The sequence below is a fragment of the Natronorubrum halophilum genome (assembly GCF_003670115.1).
Lineage (GTDB): Archaea > Halobacteriota > Halobacteria > Halobacteriales > Natrialbaceae > Natronorubrum > Natronorubrum halophilum.
Window position 1 is genome coordinate 325552 of record NZ_QQTY01000005.1, and the last position, 20027, is coordinate 345578.

At 61.7% G+C, this 20027-nt stretch carries 19 protein-coding genes; 13 read left to right on the top strand and 6 right to left on the bottom strand.

Translation table 11 applies throughout. The features are described 5' to 3' along the window. Nucleotides 1–88: 88 nt before the first annotated feature. Complete coding sequence (locus tag DWB23_RS20490; protein WP_162989887.1) at nucleotides 89–385, bottom strand: site-specific integrase; 297 nt, start codon at nucleotides 383–385, stop codon at nucleotides 89–91. A gap of 404 nt (nucleotides 386–789) precedes the next feature. Between DWB23_RS20490 and DWB23_RS24065 the strand changes: the two genes are divergently transcribed. From DWB23_RS24065 to DWB23_RS23220, 3 genes are all read left to right on the top strand, one after another. Continuing rightward, nucleotides 790–1215 carry a universal stress protein gene (locus DWB23_RS24065; RefSeq protein ID WP_121744637.1) on the top strand — a complete coding sequence of 142 codons (426 nt, stop codon included), beginning with the start codon at nucleotides 790–792 and terminating at the stop codon, nucleotides 1213–1215. Nucleotides 1216–1760: 545 nt separating this feature from the next. Then, on the top strand, nucleotides 1761–3185 hold the full coding sequence (locus DWB23_RS20500; protein ID WP_121744638.1) for an outer membrane protein assembly factor BamB family protein: 1425 nt from the start codon (nucleotides 1761–1763) through the stop codon (nucleotides 3183–3185). 1000 nt (nucleotides 3186–4185) lie between these two features. Further along, a complete protein-coding gene (locus DWB23_RS23220) occupies nucleotides 4186–4353 on the top strand; it encodes a hypothetical protein (RefSeq protein WP_162989889.1) in 168 nt (55 codons plus the stop codon). Nucleotides 4354–4542: 189 nt separating this feature from the next. Here the strand turns inward: DWB23_RS23220 and DWB23_RS20505 are convergent, their stop codons facing one another. Both DWB23_RS20505 and DWB23_RS20510 read right to left on the bottom strand, forming a co-directional pair. After that, nucleotides 4543–4773: a hypothetical protein gene (locus DWB23_RS20505; protein ID WP_162989890.1), complete on the bottom strand. Its 231-nt coding sequence runs from the start codon at nucleotides 4771–4773 to the stop codon at nucleotides 4543–4545. A gap of 182 nt (nucleotides 4774–4955) precedes the next feature. Beyond that, entirely contained in the window at nucleotides 4956–5417 is a 462-nt protein-coding gene (locus DWB23_RS20510) for a response regulator (RefSeq protein WP_121744639.1), read from the bottom strand. Nucleotides 5418–5696: 279 nt separating this feature from the next. Between DWB23_RS20510 and DWB23_RS20515 the strand changes: the two genes are divergently transcribed. From DWB23_RS20515 to DWB23_RS20545, 6 genes are all read left to right on the top strand, one after another. Then, nucleotides 5697–6092, top strand: a complete 396-nt coding sequence (locus tag DWB23_RS20515; protein ID WP_121744640.1) for an SPW repeat domain-containing protein — start codon at nucleotides 5697–5699, stop codon at nucleotides 6090–6092. A 258-nt stretch (nucleotides 6093–6350) separates the two neighbouring features. After that, a complete protein-coding gene (locus DWB23_RS20520; RefSeq protein ID WP_121744641.1) occupies nucleotides 6351–8759 on the top strand; it encodes an MEDS domain-containing protein in 2409 nt (802 codons plus the stop codon). A 54-nt stretch (nucleotides 8760–8813) separates the two neighbouring features. Then, a complete protein-coding gene (locus tag DWB23_RS20525) occupies nucleotides 8814–9113 on the top strand; it encodes a hypothetical protein (RefSeq protein ID WP_121744642.1) in 300 nt (99 codons plus the stop codon). Between the two features lie 117 nt (nucleotides 9114–9230). After that, nucleotides 9231–12653: a PAS domain S-box protein gene (locus DWB23_RS20530; protein WP_121744643.1), complete on the top strand. Its 3423-nt coding sequence runs from the start codon at nucleotides 9231–9233 to the stop codon at nucleotides 12651–12653. 436 nt (nucleotides 12654–13089) lie between these two features. After that, nucleotides 13090–13779, top strand: coding sequence for a helix-turn-helix domain-containing protein (locus DWB23_RS20540; RefSeq protein WP_121744644.1), 690 nt, complete (start codon nucleotides 13090–13092; stop codon nucleotides 13777–13779). Between the two features lie 445 nt (nucleotides 13780–14224). Continuing rightward, complete coding sequence (locus tag DWB23_RS20545; RefSeq protein ID WP_121744645.1) at nucleotides 14225–14803, top strand: DUF7344 domain-containing protein; 579 nt, start codon at nucleotides 14225–14227, stop codon at nucleotides 14801–14803. 43 nt (nucleotides 14804–14846) lie between these two features. Here DWB23_RS20545 and DWB23_RS20550 read toward each other — a convergent pair whose 3' ends face one another. Further along, the gene (locus tag DWB23_RS20550; RefSeq protein WP_121744646.1) at nucleotides 14847–15302 is read right to left on the bottom strand and encodes a hypothetical protein; all 456 of its coding nucleotides are present in this window, start codon (nucleotides 15300–15302) and stop codon (nucleotides 14847–14849) included. A gap of 217 nt (nucleotides 15303–15519) precedes the next feature. On the opposite strand from DWB23_RS20550, the gene DWB23_RS20555 reads away from it, so the two are divergent. From DWB23_RS20555 to DWB23_RS20560, 3 genes are read left to right on the top strand one after another with little or no spacing between them, the layout of a single operon-like run. Then, nucleotides 15520–16251, top strand: coding sequence for a GNAT family N-acetyltransferase (locus DWB23_RS20555; RefSeq protein WP_121744647.1), 732 nt, complete (start codon nucleotides 15520–15522; stop codon nucleotides 16249–16251). A 25-nt stretch (nucleotides 16252–16276) separates the two neighbouring features. Then, nucleotides 16277–16414: a hypothetical protein gene (locus DWB23_RS23225; RefSeq protein ID WP_162989891.1), complete on the top strand. Its 138-nt coding sequence runs from the start codon at nucleotides 16277–16279 to the stop codon at nucleotides 16412–16414. Between the two features lie 49 nt (nucleotides 16415–16463). Further along, the gene (locus DWB23_RS20560; RefSeq protein WP_121744648.1) at nucleotides 16464–17486 is read left to right on the top strand and encodes a hypothetical protein; all 1023 of its coding nucleotides are present in this window, start codon (nucleotides 16464–16466) and stop codon (nucleotides 17484–17486) included. Nucleotides 17487–17493: 7 nt separating this feature from the next. Here DWB23_RS20560 and DWB23_RS20565 read toward each other — a convergent pair whose 3' ends face one another. Next, nucleotides 17494–17904, bottom strand: a complete 411-nt coding sequence (locus DWB23_RS20565) for a DUF2267 domain-containing protein (RefSeq protein WP_121744649.1) — start codon at nucleotides 17902–17904, stop codon at nucleotides 17494–17496. 148 nt (nucleotides 17905–18052) lie between these two features. Between DWB23_RS20565 and DWB23_RS20570 the strand changes: the two genes are divergently transcribed. Beyond that, nucleotides 18053–19231, top strand: a complete 1179-nt coding sequence (locus tag DWB23_RS20570; RefSeq protein WP_121744650.1) for a redox-regulated ATPase YchF — start codon at nucleotides 18053–18055, stop codon at nucleotides 19229–19231. A gap of 68 nt (nucleotides 19232–19299) precedes the next feature. On the opposite strand, the gene DWB23_RS20575 is transcribed toward DWB23_RS20570, so the two are convergent. Next, nucleotides 19300–19767 carry a GNAT family N-acetyltransferase gene (locus DWB23_RS20575; RefSeq protein WP_121744651.1) on the bottom strand — a complete coding sequence of 156 codons (468 nt, stop codon included), beginning with the start codon at nucleotides 19765–19767 and terminating at the stop codon, nucleotides 19300–19302. Nucleotides 19768–20027: the final 260 nt, after the last annotated feature.

The window sequence follows — 20027 nt, forward strand, 5'->3', positions numbered from 1 at the left end:
CCCGTTCGGCGAGTTCCGCAACTGTACTCCCAATCCACCGCCGAACCGTCCGTGGCGTAACCTCGAGAACGCGATCGTCGGACTCGAGTCATTGCGATAGAACCCGAACCATCCCGGCGAGCGCCGTGGGTATGGGCGTCTGGCGTTCTTTCTCGCTTTTTCCTTCCGGTATCCGTAGGAACCACTGGCCGGCATCGTTGCCCTGGTAGACATCTCGAGGGCGAACGTCAGTGACTTCAGGAACGCGGCAGCCACAGCGAGCCATGAACGCGAGCGCGACCTGTTTCGTCGGTCCGTTGTCGTACACCGCTAGGAGCCGATCGCGTTCCATTTCGGTCAGGCGGACTTGTCGACCGTCGGCGGTGTCGTATGTCTCGAGTTGCACGTCTGGTTTCGCCACAGACCGGACGTAAAAGCGTCCCGCGCGAGCCGATCAGTGGGGATTCGGCCCAAATGGGTCGAATTCTGTCCGAGAATCAGGATTTCTTGGACAGTCGCTCGTACAGTCCTCTGGACCGGGGAGAGACACTCCCATCGGATCTCTGTTCATTAACAGCAACCACCGAACTGCTCGGTACTGGAAATCACAACTGGTCGGTATGAGCGTAGTTGAGATCAGAGCAGGAGTTTTTCGTTCCCATATTCCAGATGTGATTTCTGTAGTGTTAGCTTATAACTAGTGGCGATAGCGACTGGGCGGAATCTATTTCACGTGCCCCGTGCTAGTTAGTTTTGAAAAACTCGCCACTCAGGACTCTGAAAGAGTTCGCCAAAGATAATGTATTTGTTATGTCCCGTTCATTTGTCGAAATAGATGTTCTGTTGCCAGTGGCGGACCAAGAAGATGCTTCCAACACGTGCAGTGCAGTCTACCCGTATTTGGAAGGGAAAGACTGTCGACTTCATGTGATTCACGTCATCCAGAAGGAGCCAGACAACGTTGATCAAGCCGCGATCAAACATCGTTCCAACGAAATTTTCACAGTTGTTAGAGAGTGTTTTGAGGCGTCGGAAATCCCTGTCTCGACCGATATTCGTTATGGACGGAACATTGCTGACGTAATTCTCGAGGCCGCCGACGAGTACACAGCCGAATCTATCATATTAACTCCACGCAATCGATCAATTTGGCGTAAACTACGTTCGCAGAACGTTCTCGGTTCATTGATAACAGCGGTCGAACAACCACTTATAATTATTCCAGCAACCGACTAAAGACGAGTTTAACCGCCTTTTATACACTATTATAGCATGAATGGTGTGTCGATCTGCAGAAGATGATGATTGGTTAGTACAGGGATTTTATTGAGAAGTACCCTGAAGCTGTTCAGATATAACCATTTTCTCAACAAGCAACGCGACTATATAACCGGTAGCTGATATATCACTCTAAATCGCCACTAGGGATAACTCCTGGCGTTCAGTTCGCATCTGTAGTGAATGGCTGGTTCACCGGTGTCGCCGCGAAATAATTGATGTCGTGCTAAACTCATCCACTCCATTCAGCACGCTGTTACTGACAGAATCTGAGTAGAAGATTCAGTTTCTGCTGAATACAGGGCACAACTGTGGCACGAGCTTCAGGGTAATCAACGAAGGATGATGGATTTCGAGCAAGTCGCGCATTGGTGGGGGTACTTAAAATCAAAGGGAGATTTCGATCTTTGCAAGAGTCGACAGAAGCCCTGTGAAACTGTTGGGAGTGTAAGGAGTATCTAATCAACAGATAATAATGATCTACTAATGGTTTCTGCGAGAGTATGGGTGAACACGATAGTGGGCTACTCGGAGAACAGTCGTTCGAATCAACTCCCCGCCGCAGGTTCCTGGCCGGTGCTGCGGGCACGTGCCTCCTTTCGGGAATCGGGACCGGGATCGCTATCGGTGACGAAAGTGACGGAAATGCAGAATCCAGTGCAGGTGAAGAACTGTGGCGAGTCGATTACGAAACTCCGGATCCCCTTGGTAGACCGTACTTGTCATCCGTAGCGGATGGTTCCCTCTTTGTGAGTAACCTCGATACCGTCCATGCACTGTCCGCATCGACGGGCGACGAAGAGTGGCAATTCGGCGTTGACGACACGGAGTTTCACGAGCAGCCCCTCGTGGTCGATGGCACCGTCTATGCTACGAGTCACGTTTACTCCAATCGGGACGTAGAAGACACTGCAGTGTACGCGCTGGATGCGGACACGGGCGAACAGAAGTGGCAGTTCGACGACTACGATGTGACCGTCGCACCGATACACGTGGCGGAGAACACCGTCTTCATCCCCAAGCAATTTTGCGTCACCGCAGTAGATGCGGACACCGGAGACCACCGATGGGACTTCAAGGTTGGGTACGGTATCGAAACCCATCTCAAAGTCAAAACGGACTCGTTCGCCAAGACGGACTCCGGCACGTTCTACGTCGCTGATGGCGACGGGAACGTATTTGCCGTGGACGTGGCTAGCGGCGAGGAAGAGTGGCGCGCCGATGTCGGCAGTCGAGTGCATACCGAACTCTCGGTGGTCGATGACACGCTGTTCCTCGGAGCGTTCGACAGTGAAACTGACCAACCGGACAACTTCCAGTACTACGTTTCCGCGCTTGACGCGACCACCGGCGAAGAACGGTGGCGGTTCTCGGTGAATCCGGATCCCGGTACCGAAAGGCCAAGACCCGAGTTCGTGACCGTGTTCGACGACACCCTGTATGTCGGGACGGACGATTGCTACGACCATCCCACGTGTGCAAGCCTGTACGCCGTCGACGCGGATTCGGGCGAGAAAAAGTGGCAATTCGAGGCGGACAATTCCGTCGACACGGTGACCATGGCAGATGGCACGCTCTATGTCGGAACTGCGCTTGGGGTAGGCGACGACGGTGTCGTTCACGCACTCGAGCCGGAGACGGGCACGGAACTGTGGTGTTTCCTCGCCGGTAATTTATTAGTCTCACCGATAACCGTACTCGAGGACACCCTCTTCGTCGCCAGCAGAACTGACACGGATTTCGAGGACGCCTATCGGTTAAACGCACTGGATGCGGCCACCGGCGACGAACAGTGGAACTTCGTTACCGATTCCAACATAAGCGAGCCGAGATTTGCCGATGGTTCCGTCTTCTTTTCAGCTGACCGTGCAACAGTGCACGCACTGGATGCGGGCGTAGAGGGGTCAAACGAGGAGACCGAGAACTAACGACGACTCGAGCGGACCCGAAAACGACCACGAACCGCGGCCAGCGCCGTACTACAGTCGTCAGCACCGCCTCGCTGGATCCGGATTTGGAACCACTCGCAGTTTATGATCGACCACGGTGGCTCGTCGGTTCGACGGTGATCCAGGCACTCTCTGTCTGCAGCACGAATTCTTTGACGGTATTCGGAGATACTGAGGGAGACCCCGATAATAGCACTACCTGTACTGAACGGTAACTACGTGTGCGAATCTCCATCAGTCTATGCCGTATTCTTCGTCGAGATACGGGTCGTATCTTCGACCACAATTATCACATTCGTAGAATTGGATTCGCCATCCCGGCGTCGTATACCGGGCCGAGTATGTCTCCCGTTTGTTACATCGAGGACAGATAGCTGGTGGGGAGGATATCATAACTGTAGATGGTCGGACGAATCATGATAAGTTCGCTCCCTGTACTGAATGAAGCGGTTCGTGAGAGGCTTTGTAGACCGTGAGGTTCCTCGGCGCATCACCCCGGTATCAGCACTGATGGAACGCTCGAGAGGGATCTATCGTGGATGGACGATTCCGAGAGCGTGGCAGGGATACCCATAATATGGTCGGAAGCGAGTGAGTCCAAAACGAGGGGTCGGTGGGTGTTTTTACGAGGATGCGAATCCGAACTGATGGCGACCACGGATACCGAGTACCGGACTATGGGTCACAGAACTGCCTCCGTTCACCCTCTATCTCGAATTCACCGGCCGCGTTCCCACATGTTAGCAATAGTTATAAGCCACGTTAGGTCAACAAATAGAACGGAAGCCACACTCCACGAGAACAGGGGGGCATGTACGGAAATGCCCCGGGTGCTAGGACCACCCGAGGCGTGGCTTCCAACCCGCGAGGGTTTGCAAGCCATGATTGCGTACATTCTACCGGGATATAAACATCCCGCACGCCAGTCGAACCACACCATCAACGCACCGCCGTCTGCCACTCCTCCCGGGAGACCGCGATGAGCGATGGCGACGACTCGAGCGCGGACGACTCGTCGCGGCCCGCCTGTCCCAACTGTGGCGAACCGATCGTCGTCGTGACCGTCACCGGGCCGCTCGAGGGCGTTGCCGCCCCCTGTGGCTGTCGGGTCCCGCCCGACGTAGCGACCGACTCGAGGACCGAGTGAGGGCCCGCCTCGAGTCGCGGCGGCTAGCCGGGTGTCGATAGACGCATCCCCAGTGCGAAACCACCACCGTCGGCACCCGGCCCGCAATCGGGGCTCGAGGCGCTCGAGTCACGATCCGTTCGGCGCGGAAGACCGGGAGGTGCGGCGAGTTCGCGTCCCCGACGAACCGTCGGAGCCTGCGGCGACCGATCAGTCGCCCGAACAGTAACCGGGAGTGCCGCCGTTCGGTGTCGCTCGAGACGCGCGGTGCGGACGCGAGGCGATCGTCGTCTCGCAGTCGGGGCAGGTGTAGATCTCGCGGTCGCAGCGCTGTCGAACGGTCCAGTCGCCGTCGATCTGGCTCTCGTGGCCACACTCGAAACAGTACAGCACCGTTTTGCTGAAGGGCGGATGGGTGGCGTTGGATGTGGAGGGAGTCATTATCATCGATAGGGGTTACGCACCGAAAACGGTGTCGTCCCGCGAATCAGCGCCGGGTACGCCCGCCGCTCGCGGTCGAGTCCGAACCGAAAACGAGACTTGAGATTCCTGTCCGACCGCGACGCGAGGGCCGATTTCGAGCCGCCGCCGATAACTTCCAAGGTCGGTGGTCGAACCGCGTGTCACTCGGTCGTCGAGGACGGGTTTCGAACGATGGTGAACCAAAATTCTTCGATCGATCGGACGAAGTCGGCGAAGTCTTCGGCCGAAACCGGTTTCTGGATGTAGGTGTCCGCGTCGATATCGTGGGATTTGACGATCCTTTCGCCGGCGTCCGAACTCGTGAGGACGATGACCGGAATCTCGCTCAGCGCCGGCTCGTCGTTCAGTTCGGCGAGAACGTCCATCCCGTCTCTATCGGGCAACTGCGGCTCGAGCAAGATGACGTCCGGCTGCGGTTTGTCGGTGTGGTCGCCGCGCTGGTGGACGAAATCGAGGGCGGATTCGCCGTCGGAGACGGCGTAGATCGTATTCAGAAGTTTCGCGTCCCGGAGGTTTTCCGTAAAGAGACGCGTGTCGCCGGGGTTTGGCTCGACGAGTAAAATGTCGATCGGCTGCTCGGCTTGTTCCTCCGTCACGGTCATAAGCCGGTATTCGTCTGGGAGGTTAAAACTACACGGATACCGCAGTGAGCGGCCAATATTGTCGGGTAACGAGAGAATCTTTTATCCCCGGTCCGGATGGGGGGTTCCACCGACGCTCCCGTCCTCCCCGTCGGCGATTCGACCGCTTCTCGAGCGTCGCGGGCCCCGGTCGCCTCGCCCGTCCCGCCGCGTCCGGTGACTGGAACCGATCGCCCGCGGCATCGACGCTGGCGTAATGCTTGGCCCATATTTAGAGCGCTGGGTCGCGTACGCCCGGGTATGAGCGACGCACCCGCAACCGACGAACGGTCATCGATTCCCGTGCGAACGGCCGGGCTCGCCGCCGGGCTCGGTGCCTGGATCCTCTGGTCTGCGATCATCCTGACGGGATCCGGACCGATCATCATCAACAACGTCATCGCCGGCGCGGCGATCGGTGCCTTCGCCGCGTACACTGCCGGATGGCCCGACGGCGGCGCGCTTCCCAGCATCGCCGCGCCGCTGATCGTCGTGCTCCTCGGCCTGTGGGTGATCGCCGCCCCGTTCGTCCTCGAGGTTCCCGCGGATCGACTGTTCTGGAGCAACGTGATCTCCGGACTCCTCGTCGTGGCGCTGGCGGGCGGCAGCGTCTACGGAAGCTGGCAGCTGACGCGGTCGACTGCAACCGGCGTCTGAGGTCCGGGCCAGAATTGAAAGTGATCTGACCGGTGTCCTTTTACCGCCGTGGGCAGTTACTCGTCACAGCGACTTTCGGACCGTACGCCGTCAGAGAGACGGGCGGTCATCGCGGTATTCGACCGCCGAATGCCACACCGCTTCCGACAGCGATTCGCGCACGACAACCGTCGTCGAGTCGGGCAGTCGTGGCGAACGCGGAATCCGTTCGATCTCGTGCGGACAGCCACCCGCTGCTGTCCGCTCGCTTGACACATCATGAGTCGACCCAGACAACGCGCCGAGGACACTATTCTCGGCCTCGAGAGTGGTTTCGCATCGTTACGATCGAACCCCGAGTTCACCGGTCCCGCGGAATCGGTCGCCGAACACGAGTCCTACGATCATCTCGCGCTCGTTTACGAAAACGCGGACGAGCAGTTCGAGACCGCGATTCCCTTTATAGCGGCTGGCCTCGAGCGCGGCGAACGGTGTCTGTACATCGCCGACGAGAACGAGATCGAGGACGTGACCGCGGCGCTGCGAACCGCCGGCGTCGACGTCGAGTCGGCCCTCGAGTCGGGTGCGCTGACGATGCATACGGCCACGGACTCCTACCTTCGAAACGGGACCTTCGATCCGGACGACATGATCGCGTTCCTTTCGGACGCGATCGAGGAGGCCAACGACGAGTTCGACGGACTCCGTATCACCGGCGAGATGTCGTGGGTGCTCGGCGACGATCCGTCGATCGAGTCCCTCGTCGAGTACGAGAGCAAACTCAACACGCTCTTGCCGGAGACGAACGGGATCGCGCTCTGTCAGTACAACCGCGAGCGGTTCTCGCCGGAGATCATCCGCGATATCATCAAAACGCACCCACACCTCGTCTACGACCGGACGGTCTGTCAGAACTTCTACTACACCCCGCCCGAGGAATTTTTCGGCCCCGATCAACCGGCTCGAGAAACCGACCGGATGATCGGAACGCTCGTCGACCGAACCGAGGCGCGAGTCGAACTCCAGTCCCATCGCGAGCACCTACAGCGCCAGAACGAAATTACGGGCGATCCGGACTGGTCGTTCGAGGAAAAGCTCCAGCAGGTGTTCGAACTCGGCTGCGACCGCTTCGATCTCGAGCTCGGAGCGGTGGCTCGCGTCGACACCGACGAGGACTGGTTCGAAGTCGAGTACGTCAGCGACGAGCACCCTCACTTCGAACCCGGCGTCGAGCTTCCGCTATCGGAAACCTACTGCACCGCCGCGACGGAGATCAAAGCGGCAAACTCCGTCTCGAACCCCGTCGCAGAAGGGTACGACGATAGTCACGTCTATGCGGAATTCGATATTCGGGCCTATCTCGGTACGTACCTCGAAGTCGAGGGCGGTCCCGATCGGACGTTCTTCTTCGTGACCAGCGATCAGCGCGAGGACGGGTTCTCGGAGGAAGAACGGACCTTTCAGCACCTGTTGGGCCAGTGGGTGACGTACGAACTCGAGCGCGAGCAACGGGAGCGCGACGAGCAGGCGCTGTACGAAATCGCGGCCAACCCCGAGTGGTCGTTCGAGGAAAAAACGCAGCGACTGTTCGAACTCGGCTGCGATCGCTTCGGGCTCGAACTCGGGGTGCTTGCACGGATCGATCCGACGAACGATTCCCTCGAGGTCGAGGCCGTCAGCGGCGAGCACGAGCACCTTCGACCCGGCGCGCAGGCCCCGCTGTCGGAGACCTACTGTCGACTGACCGTCGACGACGAGGAGATCGCCGACGTGACCGCGCCCGCGGATCAGGGGTTCGAAGGGACGATCGCGTACGACGAATTCGGGATCGAAACCTATCTCGGTACCCGAATCGAACTCGAGGGATCGCTCGACCGGACGTTCTTTTTCGTCTCCTCGGAGTCCCGCGATCGACCGTTTTCGGACGCCGAGGAGACGTTCCACCACCTGATGGGGCAGTGGATGAAGTACGAACTCGAGCGCGAGCAACGCGAACGGGCCCTCGAAGCGTCGAACGAGCGCCTCGAGCAGTTCGCCTACGCCGCTTCCCACGACCTCCAGGAGCCGTTGCGGATGGTGACGAGCTACCTCCAGTTGATCGAGCAACGAAACGGCGACGCGCTCGATGCGGACGGCGAGGAGTTCCTCGAGTTCGCGACCGACGGGGCTCGACGCATGCGGTCGATGATCGACGGCCTCCTCGAGTACTCCCGGGTCGAAACGCAAGGGGACCCCCTCGAGCCGATCGAACTCGACGACGTGTTAGAGCACGTCCTCGAGGATCTCCAGATACGGATCGAGGAGCACGACGCCGAGATCACGGTCGAGGAACTGCCGCGCGTACTGGGCGACGCCAGCCAGCTGCGCCAGGTCTTCCAGAACCTGCTGTCGAATGCGATCACCTACAGCGGCGACGAACCGCCGCGGGTCCGCGTGGACGCCAGACGACGCGGTCAGGAGTGGGAGATCAGCGTTCGGGACGGGGGGATCGGGATCGCCCCCGAAGATCAGGATCGGGTCTTCACGGTCTTCGACCGCCTCCACAGTCTCGAGGAGTACGAGGGGACCGGGATCGGACTCGCGCTCTGTCAGCGGATCGTCGAACGTCACGGCGGGGATATCCGGGTCGACTCCGAACCCGGCGAGGGATCGACGTTCACGTTTACGCTCCCGGTTCCTGATCGATAACCTCACGTTCGTTGACGAGTGAACGCTATTGCTGTCGGCCGCCTATTGCCCTCGATGACGTCACAAACACCCTCGCGCGCACCCGGTCGTGGACGCAACCGTCGACCGGTACGGGCGGAACTCGAGGCGGCAACCGCGCGCCTCGAGCGATCGGAGTCCCGGCTACAGGAGGCGATCGCTCGGCTGGAACGGGCCGAATCCCGACTCGTGCTCCTGGAAACGACGCTGCACGCCGTTGGTCGCCGGACGGGGGTTTCGATCGGAAGCCCGTGTGACTACTGCGAACGGAGCCACCTCCTGATCTCCGATGGCATGATGCGGTGTCCGAACTGCGGCTACCAGCAATCGATTTGACGGCGCGAACGACGGGTGATCGAGACGCCGGAAGGGAGCCGGGAACCGGCATCCGGCAGCGGTAGCCGCGTCGAATCGGCGAGAGGTTTATCCGACTCAGGGTCGACCACGAGACATATGAGTAACCGAGTGGATGCCGCGGAATCGACGTTTTGGGGAGACGTCGACGACGACGTGGCGCTCCAGCGCTACCGGACGCTCGTCGAGACGATCGACGACAGCGTCTACCAACTCGATGCCGACGGGAACTTCATCGCGGTCAACGAAAACGTCGTGGAGTGGACGGGATACGCCCGGGACGACCTCATCGGAGAACACGTCTCGCTGGTCATCGACGAGCGGGACGTCGAACGGATCGATCGCGAAATCCGCGCGCAACTCGAGGGCGGTGCCGAACTCACCCCGTTCGAACTCGCGGTCGAAACGGCGGGCGGCGGGCGAGTTCCCTGCGAACTGCGGATCAGCGTGCTCACCGACGACGGCGAGTTCAGCGGTACGGTCGGCGTCGCCCGCGATATCTCCGACCAGAAACGCCGACAGCGGATACTCGAGTCGACGCAAGCGTCCTACGAGTCGATCACGAGCGTCGTCGACGAAGCCGACGTCGGCGTCTTCATCATCGGGGAGGCGTCCGATATCAAGTGGATCGACACGTCCGTCGAGGAGTATCTCGGGCTCGATCGCGACGCGGTCATCGGGCGGGACAAACGGAGGGTGATCGAGGAGAACGTCATGGGGAAGGTCGCCGATCCCGAATCCTTCGCCGAGACGGTCCTCGCGACGTACGAGGACAACAGCTACGTCGAACGCTTCGAGTGTCGGGTTACCGCCGACGAATCCGAAGGCCGCGAAGAACGCTGGCTCGAGCACCGGAGCAAGCCGATCGAGTCGGGTCGATATGCGGGCGGCCGGGTCGAACTCTACTACGATATCACCGAGCGAAAGCGCTCTGAAGGTGCCCTCAAGGAGAGCGAAGAACGGTTTCGATCGCTGGTCGACGCGGTCGAAGAGTACGCGATTTTTCGGCTCGATTCGGACGGACACGTCGCTAGCTGGAACGAGGGGGCGAGACAGATCAAGAGCTACGACCGCGAGGAGATCCTCGGCGAGCACATCTCCACGTTCTATACCGAGAGCGATCGAGCGGCGAACGTGCCCGAACGAAACCTCGAGCGCGCGATGGAAGCGGGGTCGATCGAGACGAAGGGCTGGCGTCTCAGGAGGGACGGCTCGCGGCTCTGGGCGAACGTGACGATCACGGCGATCCGGGACGACGACGGAACCCACCTCGGGTACGTGAAGGTCACCCGCGACATGACGGAGCGACGCGAACGGGAGCAACAACTCCAGCGCGAACGCGACCTGACCGATCGCGTCCTCGAGGCCAGTCCGGTGGGGATCATGGTCTTCGACACGGACGGGGTCATTACCCGGGTCAACGATCGATACACGGAGCTGCTCGAGCTCTCCGAGTCGGATCTCGAGTGGGCCACGCAGTCCAGCGGGATGCTCTACGACGAACGTGGCGATCCGATCGAATCCGCGACGCACCCGTTCGCGCGAGCGTTGCGGACCGGGGAGCCGGTATCGGACCAGCACATCCAGTTCGAGCCCGCGACCGGGAGCGAGGACCGACGGTGGGTGGTGATGAACGCCGTCCCGATTCTGGACGGCGAGACGGTCGACCGCGTCGTCGCGACGGTCGAAGACGTCACCGGTCTCAAGCGGCGCGAACGGGAACTCAAGAGCGAACTCGAGTCGATCTTCATGCGGATCACCGACGCCTTCTACGCGCTCGACGACGACTGGACGTTCACGTACGTCAACGATCGGGCCCGGGAGCTAATCGATTTCGAGGACCGGGGACTACTCGGGCGAAACATCTGGGACGTGTTCGAGTGGGCGGCCGATTCGACCCTCAAGGAGGAGTACGAGCGAGCGATGGAGACCCAGGAACCCACGGCGTTCGAACTCTACTACCCCGACCCGCTCGAGACGTGGTTCGAAATCCACGCCTACCCCTCCGAAACGGGACTGTCGGTCTACTTCCAGGACATCAGCGATCGCAAGGCCCGCGAGCGAGCGCTCGCGGAGTCGGAACGTCGCCACCGCACGCTCGCCGAGCACGTCCCGAACGGGCTCGTAACCCTGTTCGACCACAAACTGGAATACACGCTGGCGGCGGGGAAAGGGTTCGACCGCATTCCCGTGGCACCAGCCGATCTCGAGGGCGAACACATGCGAAACGTATGGCCCGAGTCGACCGCAGACACGCTCGAGCCGGCGTTCAGGGCTGCCCTCGGCGGATCGGAACAGTCGGTCGAACTCACGTACGCCGGACGAGAATGGGTCCTTCGGGCCGTTCCGATCACCGACGACCGAGGCGACGTTTTCGCCGGGATGACGATGGCACAGGACGTCACCGAGCGTAAACACCGGGAACAAGAGCTCCGGGAGGAGCGAAACCTCGTCGAGCGGATCATCGACACCAGTCCGATCGGGATCGTCACGCTCGATGCGGACGGGACCTTCGAGCGTATCAACCGCCGGGCCGAAGAGATCCTCGGCTACTCGATAGCCGAATTCGAGGCCGTTTCCGGCGGGACCGACGAACTGGATCCGATCGGGCCGAACGGGGAGCCGTTTACGGCGGCGAGGATGCCGATACGTCGCGTGCTCGGTGACGGCGAGACGATTCACGACCTCGAGATGGGCGTGCGTCGGGCTGACGGCCGGCGAGTCTGGGTGTCGGTCAGCGGTACGCCGCTGTACGACGATGGTGCGATCACGGGTGCCGTGATCACGTTCGTCGATATCACCGAACGCAAGGAGTACCAGCGGAAACTCGAAGCCTCGAACGAACGCTTAGAGCAGTTCGCCTACGCCGCCAGCCACGACCTCCAGGAGCCCCTCCGGATGGTCTCGAGCTATCTCCAACTGATCGAGAGCCGGTACGCCGACGAACTCGATGCGGACGGCGAGGAGTTCATCGAGTACGCCGTCGACGGCGCAAACCGGATGCGCGACATGATCGACGGACTCCTCGAGTACTCCAGGATCGAAACGGAGGGAGACCCGCTCGAACCGGTCGATCTCGATCGCGTGCTCGAGGACGTACTAGAGGATCTGTCGCTCCAGATCGAGGAGACGGACGCCGAGATCACGGTCGAGGAACTGCCGTCCGTCCGCGGCGATGCCGATCAGCTTCGACAGGTGTTCCAGAACCTCCTGAGCAACGCGCTCGAGTACAGCGGCGACGAGTCGCCGACGATAGACGTGTCGGCGGACCGCGACGGAACTCGCTGGACGATTTCCGTCGCGGACGAGGGGATCGGCATCGACGCCGAAGAGACCGACCGCATCTTCGAGGTATTCCAACGGCTACATAGCCGCGAAGAGCACGACGGGACGGGGATCGGCCTCGCGCTCTGCCAGCGGATCGTCGAGCGCCACGGCGGCGAGATCCGGGTCGACTCCGAACCCGGGGAAGGAGCGACGTTCTCGGTGACGCTGCCGGCCGCGGAGACGAGCGACCGATAGCGGTACTGTTCGACGGCGATCGGCTCGAGGTGGTCGACGGATACGGTTCGGGACGTTCGCGGCTTCGCGAGGAAATGCGTGACCCGCGCTGGCGGCGGACGTGGATCGTCCTCGGGGCTCGGTCTCCGAATCTACAAAACGCGCGACTAAGAAAGCGTGGGAGGACGCGAAAACGCGACACCGGCGACCTGTATTCCCTGTTGACCCAGTTCCAGAACTCGGTCAGCTACAGCTACCGTCGTGTGACTATTATAGCTTTGTGGTGGTTTCTCTCAGTGAGAGCGCGGTGAACGTATCGCGAACGAAGTCAGTTCGTTCGGACGAACGATTTGCCGCTCGCGACTCTCAGTTTTCGGGGATAGTCATCCGGATTGGGTGGCGGGAAAGGCTACCGGAAACCCAACGGGTCTATACGTCTTTGTGGTGGGTTCTGGTGATGACGACAGTCGTCGAACTCGAGATTCCAGCCGATCGACTCGGGGCCGCCCGGACGTTCGATCGAGTCCCGGCGTTCGAGTGCCAGATCGGCGGGATGATCGGTGACTCGCCCCCGCTAGTCTGGGTATCCGGCCCGAATCGGGAAACGGTCCACGAGGCGCTCACGCAGGATCCGTCGGTCGACGTGATCGCGAGTCTGACCGGCAGCAACCGGGGCGGAGGGACCGCCGAAACCGACGATCAAGAGCGGTGGCTGTTCCGCCTCGAGTTTGGGGACGGCATCAAACTGTTTCAACAGATCGTCACGGAGAACGACGGCGCGATCCTGGCGGCCTGCGGCAAGAACGGCACGTGGGCGGTGAAACTCCTCTTTCACGACCGAGGCGCGCTCTCCGAGTGTTACGCGCTGTTCGAACAGTACGATTTCAACGTCGAGGTGACGCGTCTCACGGGGCTCGACGATTTCTCGAGCGCCCAGACGCCGCTGACGCAGACGCAGTACGAGACGATCTGTAAGGCCCACGAACTCGGCTACTTCGACATCCCGCGACAGATCACGCTCAAGGAACTCGCCGCCGAACTCGACGTGTCACATCAGGCGCTCTCCGAACGACTCCGCCGGTGTCACTCCGCGCTCGTCAGCGCCGAATTGACCGACCGGATGCAACCGACCGCGATCGATCCGTAGTCGCGCCGCTCCGTTCTCGAGGGCGAACAGTCGGCATCGGCCTTCGACCCTCACAGAGACGTACTTTTCAGCGGCGAGCAGTATCAATTCCGCGTATGATTTTTAAATTGCGGCCAAAATAGGGAGTTTGTTAATATACTGTCCGTAAAGAGGCACATATACCGCGAAAGATAGCTTTATTGTTGGACAGAACAACTCAAACGTGTCGGTGTGATGGCCGACCTCGCGATGCGCTACCGCGTGTATCGATACGCGTCGGTAGACCACTCGTGCTCAATCACCGCGGTCACTCGTGGCTGTGTGGCCGCCGTTTCAGATCTCTCGGGCCGTCCCCGACGGCCTACTCGTTTTCGAACCGATAAGTCGGGACCGCCGACAGCGCCGGCGATCGTGTTCGAAACGAGCAAGATACTTACCGTTCTCCTCTGGAAGTGTAGTACCGACGATGACCACCGTATCCCGCAGCCGACGCACCGACGGCCAGCACTCGCCTCGAGAGCCAGACGCGGACGGTGACCGGTCCGTACTGGACCCGGACGACATCTATCACATTCTTCAAACCCGCCGGCGGCGCGACGTGCTCCGGTATCTTCACACCGCCGACGAACCGGTTCGGTTGCGCGACCTCGCCGAACAGATCGCCGCCTGGGAACACGAGGTCACCGTCGAGAACCTGACCTCGAGCCAGCGCCAGCGCGTCTACATCTCGCTGTACCAGTCGCACCTCCCGAAACTCGACAACCGCGGGATCGTCAGCTACGACAAGGACCGGGGAACGATCGAGTCGACGCCGCTTGCGTCCCAGTTCGATCCGTACCTGGTGGGGATCGAGAGCCCGACCGAAAGCGACCCGTGGCCACACCGGTACGCGGGGGCCGTCGGCTGTTGTGGACTGTTCCTGACGGCCATTGCGGGTGGCATCGTTTCGATACCGTGGACCGTCGCGGCAGTGCTCGTCGTCCTCCTGTTTGCCGCCGTCACGACCGTTCACGCGTACTCGGAGCGGATGCTAAGCCGCCCGTGACTCGCTCGAGCACCACGAGACCGCGGCGGCGAAGCGACGACCGTCAGTCGGCGCAAGAAGCGGGTGCCGCGTCCGTCTCGTCGGTATCCGCAGCCTCGAGGACCCGGTGGGCGTAAAAGGCGACCGAGAAGTCCTGTGGACTGGGGACCGCACAGGCGAGCCAGCCGATCGCGACCGCCGTGACGATCGGCGACTCGGCCGTCACGATGCCGCCGATCCCGAGCGCGAAGGCGGGAGCGGCGAGGAGTACCGGTGCGAGAGCCGCGATCCGAAGGATCGTGGCCGACTCCCGATCGACTCGATGCGGGTGGACCGCAGCCCACGGGCAACTCGCCAGAAGCCCGAGGACGCCGTCGCTCCGGCCCGGAAAGTAGGTGATCGTGTACTCGACGCGGGCGAGTCGAAGGACCAGCGCGTGAGCGCACTCGTGGGCGACGAGTCCGATCGCTACCGCGAGGACGAGCGCGCAGCCAGCAACAACCACAGTCGGTTCGATCATGAGGAGACGTGAGCCACCTGTCGTCTCGACCCTGCACCGAGCCGAGACTCGTCTCACGCGTTCGTCGCGACGAACCGCGGGTGAAAGTCCGTCCGGATTCACCTGTTGGATTATTAAATAGCAGTTCGCGCCGAGCGATCCTTCAGTACGACCGCGATCGACCACACCCGCCCGGGCCCAGCCAAGGGTTAAGTATTGTAAGGTGTTATCTAATGACATGGCATCAAGTGAGCCACTCGAGTTCGGTCACGACGACCGCAAACGGATCTACGAGCACGTCGAGCGCCACGGCGCGGCCGATCCGGACGAAACCCAGGCGCAACTGGGCATCGATCCCAGCGGTTTTCGACACCACGTCGCGATCCTCAAACGCGACGGACGGCTCGGGGAAGCGGACGGGAAACTTCGGGTCACGATCGACGCGGGAGCCGAAGAGGAGTACGTTTCGGCGGACCTCGAGTTCCACATCCGACCGGCCAGACAGGAGGACCTCTCGGGGGTCGTCGGCGCGATCCGACAGGTCGCCGAGGAGAAGACCTACATCGAGGCCGAAAGCGTCGCCGACGAGATCGATCACGAGGAGGCGTTGCTCCGACACAACGAGATCGAGTCTCGGATGTTCTTCGTCGCGACCGTCGACGACGAGGTCGTCGGCTGGGTGCACCTCCACGCGCCGGAGTTGGAGAAACTGTCCCACACCGCCGAACTCACCGTGGGCGTCCTCGAGGAGTACCGCGGCCACGGCATCGGCTCTCACCTCCTCTCGCGGGGGCTCGAGTGGGCCGGCTCTAACGGCTACGAGCGGGTCTATCAGAGCGTTCCCTCGAGCAACGAGGACGCCATCGCGTTCCTCGACGAACACGACTGGGAGACCGAAGCGGTCCGCGAGGACCACTACAAACTCAACGGCCATTACGCCGACGAGGTGATGATGGCGATGACACTGTAGCCGGTCACACCGCTTCCCACCATCGGTGACTCGACCGCAACGTCCGACGGACCGAACGCTGGTCCGCCTTCGAGTGCAACACGTCGCTCGAGTACTGACCGTGCTCGTCGCACCCTCCCGCCTGACGGCCGATCCCGAGATCGTCCCGTTCCGGCGAACGTAGTCACCTCCGGACAGTCTGTTTTATATACTACTCGCTGAAATGAAGAGGCATGCGTTTCGCTACCCCGATACAGTACGACTGGGACGAGTGGGGCGAGTCGTCCGCCCTGATCGTCTCCATGGGGCTCGCGCTCGCGATCGCGGGTATCGTGCAGACGCTCGCCGCTCCGGCTACCAAGCCGCTCGTCGCGCTCGAGCTGTTTCTCTCGTTGCTCGTTCCGACCGGTCTCGCCACCGGCGGCTACTGGCTGGTCAGCCAGAACGTCTCTCGAGACGTCCGTCGACGGGTCGCGATCTGGGTGTCGGCCGGGATCGTCGGCGCTTGCGCACTCGGCGGCTGGCTGTGGCTCTACGTGGCGCTCGAGGGCGGGACGATCCACGGGCCGCTATCGATCGTGACGACGCTCGCCACGGTCGGCGGTGCGGGCGGCTTCGTCGCCGCGGTTCGCCTGGCGCCGAAGATCGAATCGCCGAGTTCGGTTACCGAACAACCTGCCACGCCTGAGACGGGCGCTGCCGCCGCGTCTTCCTCGGACTCCCGCCGAGAGCCGACACCACCCCGGTCAACGGGACCCGCTATCGGCGCGTCGGAACCGCCCCAGTCGACGACGCCGTCGACACCCGCAACATCACCCCCTCCCGAATCGGCGACGCCTTCCCGGCCCGCGACGCCAGCCGACCCCGCCGAGTCCGTCAGCGCGCCGACCGCACGATCGTCGCTGGAACCGCGCGTCGACACCGTCGCCGCCGCTCCGTCCACAGCGGAGGTGGTCCTCGAGATCCTCCGGGACGCTCGTGCTCGAACCACCCTCGCGGTCCTCTATCACGAGCGGGGTGGGAACCCGCAGTCCGTCGACGAACTCGCCCGCGCCGTCGCTGACCACACGGACGACTGCGTCGAGGACACCACGACCGCGCTCCGACAGTCGACGCTTCCGCAACTCCGAACCGCTCGAGCTATCGACTGGGATCCCGCGACGGATCGGATCACAGCGCCGGAACACGCGGTCTTCGAAGAAGGCGTTCGCGAGGCGTCTGCTCTGCTCGAGACGTTCGAACCCGGCACTCGATGACGTCGGTTTACGCGGGGCTTCCGTCCTGTTCTGCGATCTCGAAGAGGTCTCCGTAGCCTTCGTCTTCGGGCAGTTGATCCCTGATATCCTCGAGTGCGCCCTCGGTAACCGCTTGCTCGACTACGTCGATGACGACCTGTGCGTGGAAGGCGGCGTCGGCCGGATCGTCGTCGCCGATCTCCTCGCGGTCGGCGACGCGCTCGACGAACTCGTCGGACCCGAACCGCTCGATGTCGTCGACCTCCTCGAGAAATCGACCGAGTTCGTCGGGGAATTGGGCTCCCAGGTTCTCGGCTTCACCGGGCTGGATCCGCTCGGAGAGCGTGGTCAGCGTAGCGCGGGAGACACTCAGCCCAGCCTCTCGGGAGTCGAGCTGTGCTCGGTGTTGGACCTCGCCGATGAAAGTGCCATACTGCATACTCGTTCGTTCACGCCCGCCGCTCGTGAGCCTGACCCTTCAGATGAAAGGGACGCGGAGCGGCTCAGTGACGAGTCGCGTCGCGATCGCACGGTGCCCGAGCGCGGGAATCGAAAGACAGTTTGAGGGGACGATGCTACGGGGAGGCATGCTTTCGATCGCACTTGCCGGAAAGCCGAACGCCGGCAAGTCAACGTTCTACACCGCGGCGACGATGGCGGAGGTCGACGTCGCCAACTACCCCTTCACGACCATCGACGCCAACCGTGGAGTGAGCTACGTCCGGACCGACTGCCCCTGCCTCGAGCGCGAGGAGCGCTGTACCGCCGACAACTGCGAGGACGGCAAGCGCTACGTTCCGATCGAACTCATCGACGTCGCAGGGCTGGTTCCCGGTGCTCACGAGGGGAAGGGGCTGGGCAACCAGTTCCTCGACGAACTCACGAACGCGGACGTGATCGTCAACGTCGTCGACGCCTCCGGGGGGACCAACGAGAAGGGCGAACCCGTCGATATCGGCGACCACGATCCGCTCGAGGATATCGATTTCGTCGAAGAGGAGATGGACCTCTGGCTGGCCGGCATCGTCGAGAACAACTGGGAGTCCGTCGAGCGCAAATCCCGATCGCCGGATTTCGACATCGACGACGTCCTCGCGGATATGCTCTCGGGCTTCGGCGCCTCGCCGACGCAGATCGCGAAGGTGCTTCGGGAACTGGACTACCCCGAGGACCCGATCCAGTGGGAGGACGACCACCGCGAGGAACTCGCCCGATTGGTCCGCGAACGGACCAAGCCGATCGTCGTCGCGGCGAACAAGATCGACGTCGCGCCCCAGGAGAACGTCGAGAAACTGCTCGACCTCGACAAGCCGGTCATCCCGACCACCGCGGAGGGCGAACTCGCGCTTCGCCGCGCCGCGGAGAACGGCCTCGTCGACTACGATCCGGGCGACGAGTCACTCGAGATCGGCGACGACGTCACCGACGCCCAGTGCGAGGCGCTCGAGGGACTCGCCGAAACGATGGGCGAGTGGAACGGAACCGGCGTCCAGTCGGCGCTGAACTACGCCGTCTACGACTTGCTCGAGCACCTCACCGCCTACCCGGTCGAGGACGCCGCGAAGTGGTCCGACGGCAGCGGCAACGTCCTCCCCGACGCCTTCCTGTTGCCGGACGGCTCGACCCCTGTCGACCTCGCCTACGCCGTCCACTCCGACATCGGCGACGGCTACCTCCACGCGGTGAACGCGAAGTCGAGTCGGGAGATAAGCGACGAGTACGAACTCGAGGAGGGCGACGTGATCAAGATCGTGAGTACTAATTGATAGTTCCCCGTTATAGAGGACCGATGCTTCACAGTGTTGGAGCAGTCAGATAGACCGGCGTATTCGACTCACTCCAGTGGCTGTGCGTAGTCGACTTGCTTCGGCTGGAAGTTCGCGTCGCGATAGAACCGGCGTGCATCCTCGTTTCCCCACTCGCAGGAGACTTTGAGATGGTCGCAACCCCGCTCGCGAGCCAGTTCTTTCACGCGCTCGAGGACCGCCGTGCCGTGGCCCTGACTCCGGTGGGGTTCGTCGATAGCGACGTTCACGATGCGAAGGTACGTCGAGTACTGCTGGGACGGGTGGCGGCCCTCGCGGAGCGTGACGAAGCCGATCGTTTCGCCGTCGTGGACGATGAGGTAGTCGGTGACGTCCTCGTTCTCGAGGTGTGCCCGGAAGCCGTCGTCGGGGACCTCGCGAACGTCCGCGTAGGCGAGTTCGTTCAACTCGGAGTACTCCTTCATCCCCGTTGCGAGGTCGTACCAGCGATCGACGAGCGCATCGAGATCGTCCGAGGTGGCTTCCACGAGTTCCATACGGGGGACCTCTCAGCGCTCGCTTGTTAGGTTTCGGCCGGTGTGTCGTATTCTGGTACGCCTCTTATCTGCCCTACGAGCGAGTGCGTGAACCCGCCGTACAGAAATCCGAGCCCAACGGTTGGAAAATCGGGTTCTGTTTAATCATCACTTTTCAGACATATTTTTGCGTGAAACACGCGTTCACGACAGCTGTGTACTTGCCGATCCTGTTTTGCAGTGATTACGGCAAAGACGAACGTATTGCTGCCGCTGGCGGC

Coding starts and splice junctions, on each gene's coding strand:
- DWB23_RS24065 (WP_121744637.1), top strand. CDS start 790: ATGTCCCGTTCATTTGTCGAAATAGATGTTCTGTTGCCAGTGGCGGAC.
- DWB23_RS20500 (WP_121744638.1), top strand. CDS start 1,761: ATGGGTGAACACGATAGTGGGCTACTCGGAGAACAGTCGTTCGAATCA.
- DWB23_RS23220 (WP_162989889.1), top strand. CDS start 4,186: ATGAGCGATGGCGACGACTCGAGCGCGGACGACTCGTCGCGGCCCGCC.
- DWB23_RS20505 (WP_162989890.1), bottom strand. CDS start 4,773: ATGACTCCCTCCACATCCAACGCCACCCATCCGCCCTTCAGCAAAACG.
- DWB23_RS20510 (WP_121744639.1), bottom strand. CDS start 5,417: ATGACCGTGACGGAGGAACAAGCCGAGCAGCCGATCGACATTTTACTC.
- DWB23_RS20515 (WP_121744640.1), top strand. CDS start 5,697: ATGAGCGACGCACCCGCAACCGACGAACGGTCATCGATTCCCGTGCGA.
- DWB23_RS20520 (WP_121744641.1), top strand. CDS start 6,351: ATGAGTCGACCCAGACAACGCGCCGAGGACACTATTCTCGGCCTCGAG.
- DWB23_RS20525 (WP_121744642.1), top strand. CDS start 8,814: ATGACGTCACAAACACCCTCGCGCGCACCCGGTCGTGGACGCAACCGT.
- DWB23_RS20530 (WP_121744643.1), top strand. CDS start 9,231: ATGAGTAACCGAGTGGATGCCGCGGAATCGACGTTTTGGGGAGACGTC.
- DWB23_RS20540 (WP_121744644.1), top strand. CDS start 13,090: ATGACGACAGTCGTCGAACTCGAGATTCCAGCCGATCGACTCGGGGCC.
- DWB23_RS20545 (WP_121744645.1), top strand. CDS start 14,225: ATGACCACCGTATCCCGCAGCCGACGCACCGACGGCCAGCACTCGCCT.
- DWB23_RS20550 (WP_121744646.1), bottom strand. CDS start 15,302: ATGATCGAACCGACTGTGGTTGTTGCTGGCTGCGCGCTCGTCCTCGCG.
- DWB23_RS20555 (WP_121744647.1), top strand. CDS start 15,520: ATGGCATCAAGTGAGCCACTCGAGTTCGGTCACGACGACCGCAAACGG.
- DWB23_RS20560 (WP_121744648.1), top strand. CDS start 16,464: ATGCGTTTCGCTACCCCGATACAGTACGACTGGGACGAGTGGGGCGAG.
- DWB23_RS20565 (WP_121744649.1), bottom strand. CDS start 17,904: ATGCAGTATGGCACTTTCATCGGCGAGGTCCAACACCGAGCACAGCTC.
- DWB23_RS20570 (WP_121744650.1), top strand. CDS start 18,053: ATGCTTTCGATCGCACTTGCCGGAAAGCCGAACGCCGGCAAGTCAACG.
- DWB23_RS20575 (WP_121744651.1), bottom strand. CDS start 19,767: ATGGAACTCGTGGAAGCCACCTCGGACGATCTCGATGCGCTCGTCGAT.